Annotated in this window: 16 protein-coding genes, 1 tRNA gene and 1 pseudogene; 7 read left to right on the top strand and 11 right to left on the bottom strand. The window is 43.1% G+C overall.

Annotated elements, in window-relative coordinates:
- The 5 genes and pseudogenes from A4V03_RS14745 to A4V03_RS14720 all read right to left on the bottom strand — a co-directional run bounded on the left by A4V03_RS14745 (window position 1) and on the right by A4V03_RS14720 (window position 4,515).
- Window positions 1-1,290 carry an MATE family efflux transporter gene (locus A4V03_RS14745; RefSeq protein WP_201442218.1) on the bottom strand — a complete coding sequence of 430 codons (1,290 nt, stop codon included), beginning with the start codon at window positions 1,288-1,290 and terminating at the stop codon, window positions 1-3.
- A 250-nt stretch (window positions 1,291-1,540) separates the two neighbouring features.
- Entirely contained in the window at window positions 1,541-2,161 is a 621-nt protein-coding gene (locus A4V03_RS14740) for a CatA-like O-acetyltransferase, family 2 (protein WP_065539457.1), read from the bottom strand.
- Window positions 2,162-2,242: 81 nt separating this feature from the next.
- Complete coding sequence (locus tag A4V03_RS14735; RefSeq protein WP_065539456.1) at window positions 2,243-3,064, bottom strand: helix-turn-helix domain-containing protein; 822 nt, start codon at window positions 3,062-3,064, stop codon at window positions 2,243-2,245.
- Window positions 3,065-3,344: 280 nt separating this feature from the next.
- Window positions 3,345-3,767: a conjugal transfer protein MobA gene (mobA, locus tag A4V03_RS14730; protein WP_065539455.1), complete on the bottom strand. Its 423-nt coding sequence runs from the start codon at window positions 3,765-3,767 to the stop codon at window positions 3,345-3,347.
- 292 nt (window positions 3,768-4,059) lie between these two features.
- Window positions 4,060-4,515: pseudogene (locus tag A4V03_RS14720) on the bottom strand (DUF3408 domain-containing protein).
- Between the two features lie 587 nt (window positions 4,516-5,102).
- On the opposite strand from A4V03_RS14720, the gene A4V03_RS14715 reads away from it, so the two are divergent.
- Both A4V03_RS14715 and A4V03_RS14710 read left to right on the top strand, forming a co-directional pair.
- Entirely contained in the window at window positions 5,103-5,414 is a 312-nt protein-coding gene (locus tag A4V03_RS14715; RefSeq protein ID WP_065539454.1) for a helix-turn-helix domain-containing protein, read from the top strand.
- A gap of 46 nt (window positions 5,415-5,460) precedes the next feature.
- Window positions 5,461-5,766: a helix-turn-helix domain-containing protein gene (locus A4V03_RS14710; RefSeq protein WP_065539453.1), complete on the top strand. Its 306-nt coding sequence runs from the start codon at window positions 5,461-5,463 to the stop codon at window positions 5,764-5,766.
- A gap of 32 nt (window positions 5,767-5,798) precedes the next feature.
- Here A4V03_RS14710 and A4V03_RS21045 read toward each other — a convergent pair whose 3' ends face one another.
- The 6 genes from A4V03_RS21045 to A4V03_RS14675 all read right to left on the bottom strand — a co-directional run bounded on the left by A4V03_RS21045 (window position 5,799) and on the right by A4V03_RS14675 (window position 9,850).
- Window positions 5,799-6,053 carry a hypothetical protein gene (locus A4V03_RS21045; protein ID WP_167371333.1) on the bottom strand — a complete coding sequence of 85 codons (255 nt, stop codon included), beginning with the start codon at window positions 6,051-6,053 and terminating at the stop codon, window positions 5,799-5,801.
- A gap of 49 nt (window positions 6,054-6,102) precedes the next feature.
- Entirely contained in the window at window positions 6,103-6,477 is a 375-nt protein-coding gene (locus A4V03_RS14700; RefSeq protein ID WP_065539452.1) for a hypothetical protein, read from the bottom strand.
- Entirely contained in the window at window positions 6,474-7,691 is a 1,218-nt protein-coding gene (locus tag A4V03_RS14695) for a site-specific integrase (protein ID WP_022199353.1), read from the bottom strand. The genes A4V03_RS14700 and A4V03_RS14695 overlap by 4 nt, the downstream gene beginning before the upstream one ends.
- A gap of 237 nt (window positions 7,692-7,928) precedes the next feature.
- A tRNA-Lys gene (locus tag A4V03_RS14685) sits at window positions 7,929-8,004 on the bottom strand.
- 94 nt (window positions 8,005-8,098) lie between these two features.
- On the bottom strand, window positions 8,099-9,232 hold the full coding sequence (locus A4V03_RS14680) for an AI-2E family transporter (protein WP_065539450.1): 1,134 nt from the start codon (window positions 9,230-9,232) through the stop codon (window positions 8,099-8,101).
- A gap of 18 nt (window positions 9,233-9,250) precedes the next feature.
- Window positions 9,251-9,850: a thymidine kinase gene (locus A4V03_RS14675; protein ID WP_065539449.1), complete on the bottom strand. Its 600-nt coding sequence runs from the start codon at window positions 9,848-9,850 to the stop codon at window positions 9,251-9,253.
- Between the two features lie 140 nt (window positions 9,851-9,990).
- On the opposite strand from A4V03_RS14675, the gene A4V03_RS14670 reads away from it, so the two are divergent.
- From A4V03_RS14670 to A4V03_RS14650, 5 genes are all read left to right on the top strand, one after another.
- Window positions 9,991-10,626: a hypothetical protein gene (locus A4V03_RS14670; protein ID WP_065540446.1), complete on the top strand. Its 636-nt coding sequence runs from the start codon at window positions 9,991-9,993 to the stop codon at window positions 10,624-10,626.
- Window positions 10,627-10,636: 10 nt separating this feature from the next.
- Complete coding sequence (rsmI, locus tag A4V03_RS14665; protein ID WP_065539448.1) at window positions 10,637-11,311, top strand: 16S rRNA (cytidine(1402)-2'-O)-methyltransferase; 675 nt, start codon at window positions 10,637-10,639, stop codon at window positions 11,309-11,311.
- A 33-nt stretch (window positions 11,312-11,344) separates the two neighbouring features.
- Window positions 11,345-12,202 (top strand): Cbp1 family collagen-binding glycoprotein adhesin, encoded by an 858-nt coding sequence (locus A4V03_RS14660; protein ID WP_065539447.1) that lies wholly within the window; start codon window positions 11,345-11,347, stop codon window positions 12,200-12,202.
- 102 nt (window positions 12,203-12,304) lie between these two features.
- Window positions 12,305-12,997, top strand: coding sequence for a YjjG family noncanonical pyrimidine nucleotidase (locus A4V03_RS14655; protein WP_065539446.1), 693 nt, complete (start codon window positions 12,305-12,307; stop codon window positions 12,995-12,997).
- Between the two features lie 62 nt (window positions 12,998-13,059).
- Window positions 13,060-13,719: a MarC family protein gene (locus A4V03_RS14650; protein ID WP_065539445.1), complete on the top strand. Its 660-nt coding sequence runs from the start codon at window positions 13,060-13,062 to the stop codon at window positions 13,717-13,719.
- The last annotated feature ends 74 nt before the right edge of the window (window positions 13,720-13,793 follow it).

Here is a 13,793-nt window from a genome sequence, read left to right as displayed (position 1 = left end):
TTAGTATTGTTTATATTTAAGATAAATGACGGATTGTGTACCAAGCAGCATTACATATAAGTATTCCACTGCCCAATATGCCGCTAACGGGACATCACAAAAATCTAATCCCCATAAGCAGAACAGATAAGCAATAGTAGTTATCACCTGAAAAATGAATACCGTCCGTGTCGCTCCCGTTCCGGTGACAGCATTCAGATAGACGTAACTGGGTAGTGCAAAGAAGTAATTCAATAGCATGACAAGAAAAGGCGGCCATGCAAGCTGTACGATAGCGGGATTTTCCGTATAAGCCCCTATAATGTGCTGGTGAAAGAACAACGCAAAAGCAATCAGTGGAATGCCTGTCGCATATCCTAAACGGATAATCTTATGGCAAAGCGGAAAAACTTGTTTCTTTTCACCTGCTCCAATCAGGTTACTCACCAAAGAACCGGTGACACCTGCCAATGCATTGACGATAACGGAAAACAGTGCGGAAACACTTCTTATAATGTTCGATACAGCCAATTCCGTTTCTCCCAAACGTTCGATAGCCACGAAGAACAGAAACCAAATGGCTACACTTGTAAAGAACTGGAGCATACTCCATACCGAGATAGAAAATACCTCTTTCAATATAGTTATATCAATATGCCAGTATAAGCTATACACTTTTTTATCAATGTGCCGAAACATATATGCAGCCAATACAGCCAGCGAACACATTTCGGCAAATGAAGATGCTATAGCCGCTCCCGATATACCCATATCGAAGCCGAATATCAGGAGCCAGTTCAGCGGAATGTTCACCAGTACGGCAGTGAAAGCTGCCATGTTCAGAGCTTTTGTCTGTGTAATGCCTACCAAAAACGAGCGTAAGGCAAGGAACGGGAAAGAGAACAACAATCCCCAAATACGCCAATCCAAATAGCGGATAACCGCATTATACACATCATCCGAAGTTATCAGATGTTTCAACAGAACAGGAGAAAATATCTTGGATAGCATACAGAGGAGTACCGCCAGTATCAGCAAGAAAAACAATCCCTGAAAGAACGTTTTTCCCGTTTCCGCATACTGCTGTTCTCCGTTACGGCGGGCAATTACCACTTGCAACCCCAAACTGAACCCGAAGCCGAGCATATAAATTGCCAAGAACCATATTCCGGCAAGAGCAGATGCGCCCAGTTCCACATCACTCACGTGCCCTAAAAACAAAGCATCGGTAATATTTATCAGTTGTTCGATAAGGATGCTCATCATTACAGGAAAAGCGATGAGCCAGATTTTCTTATAGGTATAATTCATTTGTTCAAACCAATATGATACGATACATCCTGCCGCTTTAAACAGCACGACAATCTTATAGATTTATAATAAGGGATAATGACAAGGCAATAACAGGCAAACTTAAAAACATAAGCCTGTCTATTGTTGAATAGCAATAATTGGAAGTGCTATTCGTTGAGCGTAGCTATATGCACAACTGCCATTTCATATTGTTGAACAACTATTTATTTTTCTGTTAGTTCTGCAAAGATAGCGTTTTTCCCTAAACTTATATTCTCAATTTATCAATTTCTTTCTGAATCCCGTCCAAAAAGCGGGAAGCGTGCGCCCCGTCCATTTGCGTGTGGTGGAACTGGAAAGAAACGGTAAGTGTCGTTTTCAGCAGGCGGCGCTTGTATTTGCCCCAAATGAGGAACGGATTATTAAAAATGCCGCTATACATCCCGACAGCACCGTCTATTTCATATTGTGCCAAGGCGGAAGTTCCGATAACCATGCTTTCCGTCAAGTCGTGATTGACGCAACTTTCAGCCACTTGTTTGGTAAGTCGCAGATAGTGTTGATTAAACACAGATAAATCATCGCAGAAAGGAATATCACACGAACTTACCTCGCCCTCTCTGTTAGCGACAATGGTGTTTACTGCAATGGTGTCGTACTGCATCAGTTTACCGCCAACGGGCAGCAGATAAAATTCTTTCACGTCCCTTGCGGATTTGCCGATGCACCAGCACATCAACATATTAAACTTCATGCCCGATTTCCGGCTGATTTTCGCAAGGCGTGACACGTCGAGTGTCTTAAAGAACGTCACCATCGGCATGGGTGCGTTCATCCACATTTCAAAGGCGTATGCCCGGCCGGTTTCTTGGGGATTTACTTCTTTCATACTTAATGCTATTTTTCATTCAATGAATCAGGCGGCAAAAGTAGGGGAAGCGTTTGAACCCGGATAGAACAAACGGGACATTTACACGGGATTGGTGAACAAATCGGAATATGGATTTGATACTTTCAGCAAAGACACGGGCGTATATCCGCAGAATTTCTTGAACTCCCGGATAAAGTGAGACTGGTCGGCATAGCCGCTGGCGTATGCTATTTGTGCCTGATTGATTTCTTTACCCGCTTGATGCTGCATCTGTGCCAAAACCTTTTGGAAGCGGACGATACGGGTATATTCTTTGGGATTGATGCCGACAAATGAATGAAACAACCGCTCAAACTGTTTTTTGCTCAGGCAGGCAATGGAAGATAATTCGTTTACAGAGATTTGCGGAGTGATATATATTTGCTGTATGGCGGCATCTATCCTTTTAATTCTGTATGTGGTATCAGCTAAATTATCGGCAATTTGTGACACCAGCCATTTTTCTATATAGCTTATGCAAATAGAATTATTTTCACAGTCGAATATTCGTGTAGCCAGTTCATTCAAACTCTTGTTTTCAAGGCTGTAACCGGACACTTCTTGATTGTAAAAGAGCGATGTCGGTATGTTCAGAAACATACTCATGGCGTGGGGCTGGAACACGACCACTATCATTTCTGTATTGCCGTCAGCATACAAATGGGATGAAAAATTAACTTGTCCGCTGATGGTCAGTTTGTGTTGTGTAACATTCAGTTCAGGGATATATAACGGTGTTTGTTTATGGAAGATGATTTGAGGGCAACCGATAGGATAAGTCAGGGTATTCAAAAACTGGTTACTTTTGAATACCCAATAATATCTCACGTAAGGTTGCAATAGCTTACATGGTCTGTAAAAATCGAATTCCTCTTGAATCATTTTACAAAGATAGTAATTTCATATTGATAGCTAAATGAACATTTGCAACTATTTATCCTCTTGAATATAAAACGACTACCTAAAACGACTGCACCATTATAAATGATACAGTCGTTTCAATTATAAGAATTTAGTTTTCAAGTCTGTTAAGTAATACTTGTCTTTGTTCTAAAGTTCCGAATGTACGATTACAACATGATTGACAATGAAATTGTCAGTAAAAATGCGTTCATTTACCGAATTACGTATCTGTAATGTGTATCTTGGGTATGTAACAGAATTATTCTTTCCGTTGTTCCCACTTGGCATACATTTCCCTTGAAAGTTCCACAATTTCCCAGCTCAGTTTCACAAGGTCGATGGTATGTTTCTCCAACTTGTAGAGCAACGCCATCGCCTTCTTCTCCGAAAAATGGATGCGCAATTCTTTAACGACCTGATTGTAGTTCGTACCGATGGCACGGAACTGGGCGTGGAAGTCCGACAGCTTGGTGTAGTAGTCCACCAGCGTCTTGTCCACCTTCAGGACCTTGAACTTCTGTCCGAAGAAATGCGCCTTGAGAAAGACGGCTTTCGCATACACGTTCGATTCCTCGTACATCGTTAGGAACCTGTTCCATTCCACATCGTCGAAGCGCACCATCACGCAGTGCGTCTTTGGGTTCAATTTGGGATTTCTCCCGTACTTGCTCTTCTTTTTCATTCTTCTTATTCTTTTAATTTTATGGTTTGTCCATTGTTTAATCTTTGATTAAAGAACCTCGAAATTATCCGACTGCGGAGGATAATTCTGCCCACAGCGGTGAAGGTGTTTTCAGTTACTTAGAATTATTCGGGTAACTGAAAATATATCTTGCTGTGTCTTTGAGGACACAAAAATTCTCCGCCTGTCGGATTGATTTCCGAGTGTAATAACTCACCTTGTGTATCGGTCGAACCGATGGAGTGCATCCAACGGCTCAATCGGTTCCACCGTAATCCCGTCAGAGTTTGCGTCACTGCTCGATGTCCTCACGATAAGTTTCAAGGTGCAGGCGGACAAGGTTCTCGATAAGTCCGGATGCGCTCATGCCCTTTTCGCCGAGGTAGCGGACAACCCTGTCCAGCTCGTCACGTACCGTCTCACTGACGAACACAGGCTTGCGGTTGATAATCTTGGGGACTTGGAGATAGGTGGTGCGGTACTCATCCAAAGACAGCCTGCGCTACTTGCTACTGACTCGCTTCTGTGGCATTGTCACATCTCCGGTCTTCACACCTGACGGTTCATCCGTTATAGCGGTCTCCGTTTCTTCCGTGACGGTCTTGTCGGGCTGTTCCAGCTCCTCCGGCTCCAGACCGATTCTCCTGTAAAAGTCATCCACAGACTTGGGAGTGTGGGATTCCCTGCGTCCCATTTTTTCCACGATTTCACGAGCCTGCTGCTCTGTAATGTTTGGTTCTCTTTTCATTGTAAAAAACAAATTGATTAAGTTATTGAATGTGGTCTTGGTCAGCATCTCGACCGATTATCGGGAGTAAAGTAAGGTGCTTTAGTGCAGTCATTCAAGCGTTTGGATTCTCTTAGCCAATTTTGTGTGGTTTTGCAATGTGGTGATGGAAATAGCGGTGCAGACTTCTCCGATTTGCCGGAGATGAATAGCGGAACGGATAGAGATGAGATAGAGGGCAGGTTTGAATTAAGCCCTTATTTTCAATCTTGCCGCATTCCTAATTTTCGGAATCAAGGGAATTGGCGCCACTTACAACGTGTGCCAACCTCTACCACCCTGTGCCACATACTACCAGTAATGGTAATATCCATTGTCAGGTATCGGATTATGTCTTTCTTTGCGGCAAAAGGAATGATAGCAGTCTCAAAAGGTGGAGCGGAAATCATGGTACACAGGCTTGCTTACGGGGAATTGACAGGCAGTAACCCGGACAATGACCACCGTATCGGCGCAACATGCTGCCACTTTCGGAAAATCCATTGCAGGGCAATAGATTATGTATTCCTTTGCAGCAAAAAAACAGTAACAATTAAAAGAAAGACAATATGGAAATCGTATCAATCGAAAGAAAGACCTTTGAAGCGATGGTCGCCAAGTTCGACCGTTTCATCTGCCGAATGGATGCCATCTGCCATCGGCACGGGGAAAAGACAATGAGCGAGTGGATGGACAATCAGGACGTGTGCCGGATGCTCAACATCAGCCCACGCATGTTGCAGACTCTTCGGGATAACGGCACATTGGCATACAGCCAAATCAATCACAAAACCTACTACTGTCCTGAAGATGTGAAACGTATCGTATCCATCGTGGAGGACAGGAGAAAAGAAGCGAGGTTCAAAGGCAGGACAATCTGATAACCGAATAGAGTAATAACAATAATCCCAATAAATCCAAAGTGATATGAACGAGCTGATTAACAAGGATAACGAGTGGATAATCCACTTCATGGGCAGTCTTGACCGACTGTTGGACAGCTTCGAGCATCTGACCGCCAATTACCGCCCGACATTGGGCGGTGAGCGGTTCTTCACCGACAAAGAGGTGTCGGCACGGCTGAAGGTGAGCCGCCGGACACTTCAGGACTACCGCAACGAAGGACGCATCGCCTATATCCAGTTGGGTGGCAAAATCCTCTACCGTGAATCCGACATCGAAAGGATGCTGAATGACGGCTACCGCTCCGCTTACCGATTGACGGCAACCTGATTTTCTTGAAGGAGCGCAGTTTGCCGTCTGCCCTATGGTTGCGGAGCAATGGAACTCTTCGACAAAAAGAGGAACGGCTTACGGATGAAGCGCCAATATCCTGCTTCGTCTGTAAGCCGTTCCTTTCTATCTTCTGATTTCCCGCCAGTCGCTTGTTTCCGTTGCCGGATGCCTTTCAAGCGTGTGGCAGGCAGTGGCAAGGTTTTCGGGTCGAATACACTCCGAAGGAGGAAGATTCCGCCCGAAACGGCATTGCCGCCTGACCTTGCCTCTGCCGTCAAAGCCATGCGCTACCTTTGCATCCGACATCGGTAACGAGTGGCTGGTGGAATGGACTCAACTATACCATAGGTTACTAACTCTGCCACAGGAAACAAATAACGTTATCGGTATCTCTTTTGTGGCGGTACTCATTTTAGCGATTATAAACTGCCTAAACAGGACACTTTCTCTACTGTATATTCTAAATGCAATGGCTATAATCATTTCAATGCTATAAGTTTCATAACTGATGCCATCCGGTTGTCTGACATACTTCCGCGTTTCAGACTCGTCCAGTTCCTTATGCTTATAGATAGAATGAATCGCCTTGCGAATATTGTATGAGAATACACCGAACAAATCCGCTATCTCAAATTGTGTCATCCATATAGGTGCAGTCGGTATAGTGACCGTACCTGCTTCACTGATTGTTATTATTCCTCTGTTCATACTACGCTGAATTTTCGTTTCAAGATATTCATTTCTTCGGAAACCGTCTTATCCATCAGCTTTGCATAGATTTTAGTTGTTCTGAGGTCGGAGTGCCCCAACATCTTTGCGATAGATTCCATAGACACCTTGTTGGCTATGGCAATGCAGGCAAAGGTGTGCCGGGCGATATGTGTACTTAAGGTCTTCTTTATACCACATACATCCGCTATCTCTTTGAGGTAGCTGTTCATCCGCTGATTGGACGGAACAGGCAATACCACACCTCTTTTGATGCACTCGGGATGGTTCTTGTATTTCTCCGCAATCATCCGTGGTATATCCAGCAAGGGGATGTTGCACATATTGTTTGTCTTTTCGCGTGGCTTCCTTATCCAATAGTCCCCGTTGCAGTCTTGTGTGATATGCTCCGGTGTCAGATGCTGCGCATCCGTGAACGCCAAGCCACTTAGCGCACAAAAGACAAAAATATCACGGACGGTTTCAAGGCGTTGTATATCAAACTTCTTATTGATGATGGCATTGAGTTCCTCTTCCGTCAAGAAGTCACGGTTGCTCTGTGTCTGGTGAAAGCGGATTTCAGTGAACGGGTCATCGGTAATCCATTTGTTGACCAGCGCAAGCCGTGTGATTTTCTTCAAGTTTTTCAGGTACTTGACAGCCGCATTTTGAGCACAATTCTTTTGCACTTTAACAAAGTGTTCAAAGTTCAGGACGAATTCATGGTTCAGCTCCTTCAACGGAATATCTTTCAGATTGTATTGGCTTTGAAGCATTTCTTCCAAATAGCGGACAGTCCTTTCATACCTCAAAACCGTGCCTTTCACATAATCACGGTCTATAAGCTCCCTATACTTCTTGTTATGTTCACGGAATACTTCCAAGAGCATCTTAGGAGATTCGCCCTCACCATTGAACTTTTGTATAATGGTGAGGGCCGTGATAGGTTTGCCGTCTTGCAGCAGTTCACGGTGTATCTGATAAATCTTTGTCCTGACAGATTCCAGATACTGGTTCAGTTCCAAGGCTTTCCGGTCTTTTCCCGTCACACATCCTTTGGATGCGTTCCAACGCTCTTCGGCAACGCTGCGCTTGATTTGCATTTCGGCACGTTGTCCGTTTACGGTGATTCGTAGCCCGATAGGTGCTTCACCGTTCTTCAACAGTCTTGTTCTTCTGATAAAGAAGAGAATCGAAAAATAGTTTCTTTGCATGGCTTGATACTTTTTGTTTGCAAAATTAAGTTTCAAAGCCAGAAGTGCGACTATGCAAAATATTGTGTATCAACGCAAAGCAATCTTATTCGGTGGACTTTTTCGGCCGGAATCTTACTCCACCGAATTGGCCTGTGAAAGTTGCCGCATTCTGCGTAAAAAGGGGAGGTGGAAAGAAACTAAAAATCCCCGATAACTGTTTATTATCAGGGATTTTCTTCGATTTTCATCTTTCTTTGGTGATCCGCCTGGGGCTCGAACCCAGGACCCCAACATTAAAAGTGTTGTGCTCTACCTGCTGAGCTAGCGAATCAATCCTTGTTCGCAAATCAGTTATTTCCTGATTGCGGGTGCAAAGGTAGTGACTTTTATTTAATCTGCAAGTATTTCGTAGAAAAAAGTTTCAATTATTTTTTCTCTATACCGCTTTTCTCTTGATTATCAGTGATTTCGATTTCATTATATTTTATCTTTTCTTTGTTGATAATAAAGCGTTGATAATAGGAAAGCATCAAAGTGGTGAGAGGTAACGCGATGATCATTCCTAACATTCCCATTAAAGAACCCCAAATAGAAAGAGATAAAAGGATGATGGCAGGATTCAGCCCAGTAATCTTTCCCATAATTTTGGGAACGAGGAGAGTGTCCTGTATAATTTGTACGATGGTGAAGACTGCCAATGCGCATGCAATGATAATCCAGAAGTTCTGTCCGGTATCGGCAGCTTTGAGGATAGCCAATACGATGGTAGGGAGAAAACCGATGATTTGCAGGTAAGGAACCATGTTGAGGGCTCCGATGAAAAGTCCCAAAGCAATGGCCATCGGGAAGTCAATAATCAGGAAGCCTATGCTGAAAAGAATACCTACGCAGAATGCAACCAATGCCTGTCCACGGAAATATCTGTTCATGCCGTCCTGCACGTCATAAACCAGGTTGGAAGCGAATTTGCGGTATTTATTGGGGAGCAGGTGCAGCCATCCTTCGGCTATGGCTTCATAATCCAGTAATATAAAGACTACATATAATAATATGATAAAGGAAGCAAAGATGCTGAACAGGATGTTGAGTGATTCTGCAAGCAGAGCCCACATTTTGGGTACAGTTTCTTTGATTGCGGCAAGGATATTCTCTTCACTCAGCATTTTGTTTAATGCTACCAAATCAAGATTCTCATGGACAAATTCGGAAAGTGTCTTGGGGACGTTACTGCCACCGCCGTTTGTGAGGTAGCTTACTAATAAATCATTCATTCTGCCTATTTCGGAAACCATAGGCGGAACTAACAGATAGAATAATGCCACTCCCACAACAGTGATCAGAAACAATGCGCAAAAAATGGAAAGGATGCGGCTTTTCAGCTTTAGTCTGTATTGGAAGAACTTGACTAACGGATAAACCATATAGGCAATCAACCAGGCGATAAAGAAAGGCAATAGCACTCCGCTCAGTCGTTCTACAAGCATTAATATTCCTACCACCATCATACATCCGATGACACCACGTATAAAACTGTCGAATGTTATCTTCTTCCTTTCCATAGTTGTTTTCTGTTGAGTTTATACCTTTTGCCTGTCCTCTTCCAGTGCCTGGAGGTAGCATTGCCTGCAAAGAGGCTCGTACTCTGCTGTCTCACCTAGAAGGACTTGCTTGTCGTTCTTGACTGTACGATGTGAGAATGATGCCAGATCTCCACATTTTACGCAGATGGCATGCACCTTGGATACTTCATCGGCTATGGCACACAGTTGTGGCATAGGGCCGAAAGGATTCCCTTTGAAGTCCATATCCAAACCTGCAACAATGACGCGGACTCCGTTATTGGCAAGCTGATTGCATACGTCTATCAGCCCGCTGTCGAAAAACTGTGCTTCGTCGATTCCTACTACGTCTATCTCGGAAGTGAACAGCAGGATGCTTGCCGATGAATCAATAGGAGTGGAAGCGATGGAATGGCTGTCGTGTGAAACTACGTCCTCTTCCGAATAACGGGTGTCGATAGCCGGTTTGAATATCTCCACACGCTGACGTGCAAACTTTGCCCGTTTCATTCTGCGAATCAGTTCTTCTGTCTTTCCTGAGAACATAGAGCCGCAGATAACTTCAATTCTACCTCTTCTTTTAGTTTCCTGTATGTGGTCTTCTGAGAATAATACCATGTGATTTCGTGCTTTCTTGATTAAATAAATGACAGCACAAAGGTAAACAATTCAATGTGCAAGAACTGTTAAAATATCCATTATTTTAAGTTATTGCATAAATTATTCCTACATTCGCATCATATTAATAATGGATGAACATGAAACAGAAGCTATTAGCAGATATCGAATTGGATGTTCATGAGTTGAAGTATCTCATGGATTCATTTACCAAGGAACCTACTCAGACTCTGTCTGAACTGTTGAAGCGGAGTGTTGCGCGTATGCAGGGACGTCTGGATGAATTGTCGCAGGAAATAGATTCTGTTGAGTTGGTTTCTTTGTCTTCTTTTGTCGTAGAAGAAACGGTAGTGAAAGAGAATGAAACTATCGCTCAGGAAAAGGATGCGTCTGTTATTATCCAATCTCCCGAACCTGTTATAGAGGCAGCAGCAGAAGAAGAAGAAGAAGAAGAAGAAGAAGAAGAACCCGTCATCGAAGAGGCCCCCCTCATAATAAAGAAGGAAGAACCCAAAAACGCCGTGTTGGGAGAAAGCATAAAGCTGGCTGCCGGCTTGCGCCATTCTATCAGCTTGAATGATTCTTTCCGTTTCTCACGCGAACTGTTTAAGGGAGATACTGATTTGATGAACCGTGTGATTGAGCAGATATCAGTTATGGGCTCATACAAGACTGCTGTCGCATTTCTTTCCTCGAAAGTTGAAATAGACGAAGAGAAAGATGCAGTAGTTGACTTCTTGGAGTTATTGAAAAAGTATTTTAACCAATCAGCATAAACAAAAACAGATGGGAAAGCTATATGTGGTGCCTACGCCGGTAGGAAATCTGGAGGATATGACTTTTCGGGCTATCAAAGTCCTGAAAGAGGTCGATCTGATTTTGGCGGAGGATACACGTACTTCCGGTATTTTGCTGAAACACTTTGAAATAAAGAATGTAATGCAATCTCACCACAAATTTAATGAACATAAAACGGTGGAAAGTGTTGTTAATAAAATAAAGGGTGGTGCATCGGTTGCATTGATTTCAGATGCCGGAACACCCGGAATCTCAGATCCCGGATTTCTGGTTGTTCGTGAATGTGTGCGAAACGGTATTGAAGTACAGTGCTTGCCGGGAGCAACAGCTTTTGTTCCGGCGCTCGTTGCATCGGGCTTGCCGAATGAGAAGTTCTGCTTCGAGGGTTTTCTTCCCCAGAAGAAAGGACGGCAGACACGGCTGAAGACATTGGCGGAAGAACGCCGCACGATGGTGTTTTATGAATCACCCCATCGTCTGTTGAAGACGTTGACGCAGTTTGCCGAATATTTCGGTGCTGAACGTCAGGCAACCGTGTCGCGCGAAATATCCAAACTCCACGAAGAAACTGTTCGGGGCAGTTTGGCTGAACTGATAGAACACTTTACCGCTACCGAGCCTCGGGGCGAGATTGTGATAGTATTAGCAGGAATAGACGATTAAAATAATTTCATTAAAAACGTAAAACGTAAACGTATGAAAAAGTTAGCAGTTTTATTTGTATGCGTAGCTATGTTGGCTTCGTGTGATGGCTTTAAAGGTGGAAGTAAGGACCTGAAAGCTGAAAATGATTCTCTTTTGATGGAACTGAACCAGCGCAATGCTGAATTGGATGATATGATGGGTACTTTCAATGAAGTTCAGGAAGGCTTCCGTAAGATCAGTGCTGCCGAAAGCCGTGTTGATTTGCAACGTGGAACCATCACTGAAAACTCTGCCAATGCCAAGCAACAGATTGCTTCTGATATCGAATTCATCTCTAAACAGATGGAAGAAAACAAGGCTCAGATTGCAAAATTGGAAGCTCAGTTGAAAAACAGTAAGTACAATTCTGCGCAGATGAAAAAAGCTGTAGCCGCTTTGACAGCAGAATTGAACGCTAAACAACAACGTATCGAAGAACTTCAAACAGAATTGGCTTCCAAGAATATCCGTATCCAGGAATTGGATGCTGCTGTCAGCGACTTGTCTGCTGCTAAAGAAACGTTGGCTGCAGAAAACGAAGCGAAAGCTAAAACCGTTGCTGAACAGGAAAAGAGCCTGAACGCTGCCTGGTTTGTATTCGGTACTAAATCAGAATTGAAAGCTCAAAAGATTCTTCAAAGCGGAGATGTATTGAAGAGCGCTGATTTCAATAAAGATTATTTCACTCAAATCGATATTCGTACCACCAAAGAAATCAAGTTGTACTCTAAACGTGCTGAGTTGTTGACTACTCATCCGACTGGTTCTTATGAATTGGTAAAAGATGACAAAGGTCAGTTGACATTGAAGATTACTAATCCTACTGAATTCTGGAGTGTGTCCAAATACTTGGTTATCCAGGTAAAATAAGGTAGATGTAGATATCCCTTTTTGAATTGCCAATGTGCTGATTCCTGGATTCAAGAAATTAGCACATTGGCTTTTTTATTTATTATATACGTATAACTACTGATGAAATATAAAAATCTCTTTTTTGATCTTGATGATACCATTTGGGCTTTCTCTCAAAATGCCCGTGATACTTTTGAAGAAGTATATCAGAAATATTCGTTCGACCGCTATTTTGATTCGTTCAATCATTATTATACCCTTTATCAACAAAGAAATACCGAACTTTGGATTGAGTATGGCGAAGGAAAAATAACGAAAGACGAATTGAACCGCCAACGTTTCTTCTATCCTTTACAGGCAGTGGGAGTGGAAGATGAAGCGCTTGCCGAACAGTTCTCGAAAGATTTTTTTGCGATTATTCCTACTAAAAGTACGTTGATGCCTCATGCAAAGGAGGTGTTGGAATATCTTGCTCCTAAATATAACCTTTATATCCTTTCCAATGGATTCCGTGAATTGCAGTCACGCAAGATGCGTTCGGCAGGAGTGGACGGATATTTCAAAAAGGTGATTCTTTCGGAAGACCTCGGAGTGTTGAAGCCCCGCCCCGAAATCTTTAATTTTGCCCTGTCCGCCACTCAATCCGAGATGCGCGAATCGTTGATGATTGGTGATAGCTGGGAAGCGGATATTACCGGAGCGCACGGGATAGGGATGCATCAAGCCTTCTACAACGTGACGGAACGGGCTGCTTTCCCTTTTCTTCCCACTTATCACATTCATTCTCTGAAAGAATTAATGAATTTATTATAAGTTTTCTGGATTAAGTCGTATTTTTGTTGCGTTTAATAAATGTATAAAAATACGATATAATCATGGATAGTGCACTTCTGCCATTTGCTTTACTTTGCTTCACCTCGTTTTTTACGTTGACCAATCCTTTGGGAACAATGCCTGTCTTCCTTACTATGACTCACGGGATGACAGAAAAAGAGCGTCAGTCTATCGTTCGTCGTGCCACTATTGTGTCGTTTATCACAATAATGGTTTTCGTCTTTGCCGGTCAGTTTCTTTTTAAGTTCTTCGGTATTTCTACCAACGGATTCCGTATAGCCGGAGGAGTGATTATCTTCAAGATAGGTTTCGATATGCTCCAAGCCCGTTATACTCCGATGAAACTGAAAGATGAGGAAATCAAAACGTATGCGGATGATATCTCTATTACTCCGCTTGGCATACCTATGTTGTGTGGACCCGGTGCGATTGCCAACGCTATCGTATTGATGCAGGATGCCCATTCTTATGAAATGAAAGGGATACTGATAGGCACTATTGCATTAATTTATCTGCTGACTTTCTTTATTCTTCGGGCTTCTACGAAGTTGGTGAATGTCTTGGGTGAGACGGGCAATAATGTGATGATGCGTCTCATGGGATTGATTCTGATGGTGATTGCGGTAGAATGTTTCGTGAGCGGGGTGAAGCCGATATTGGTGGATATTGTGAGAGAGGGGATGGGGAATCTTCTTAAGTAAGCAAGGGAAAAGGATATTACTTTGGTAATTCTAGAATTCTATATATAGGAAAAATCTGTTTTATACGAAACACC

Origin of the sequence: Bacteroides caecimuris (genome assembly GCF_001688725.2) — a bacterium.
GTDB lineage: Bacteria > Bacteroidota > Bacteroidia > Bacteroidales > Bacteroidaceae > Bacteroides > Bacteroides caecimuris.
This window is presented reverse-complemented; position numbering and strand designations above follow the sequence as displayed.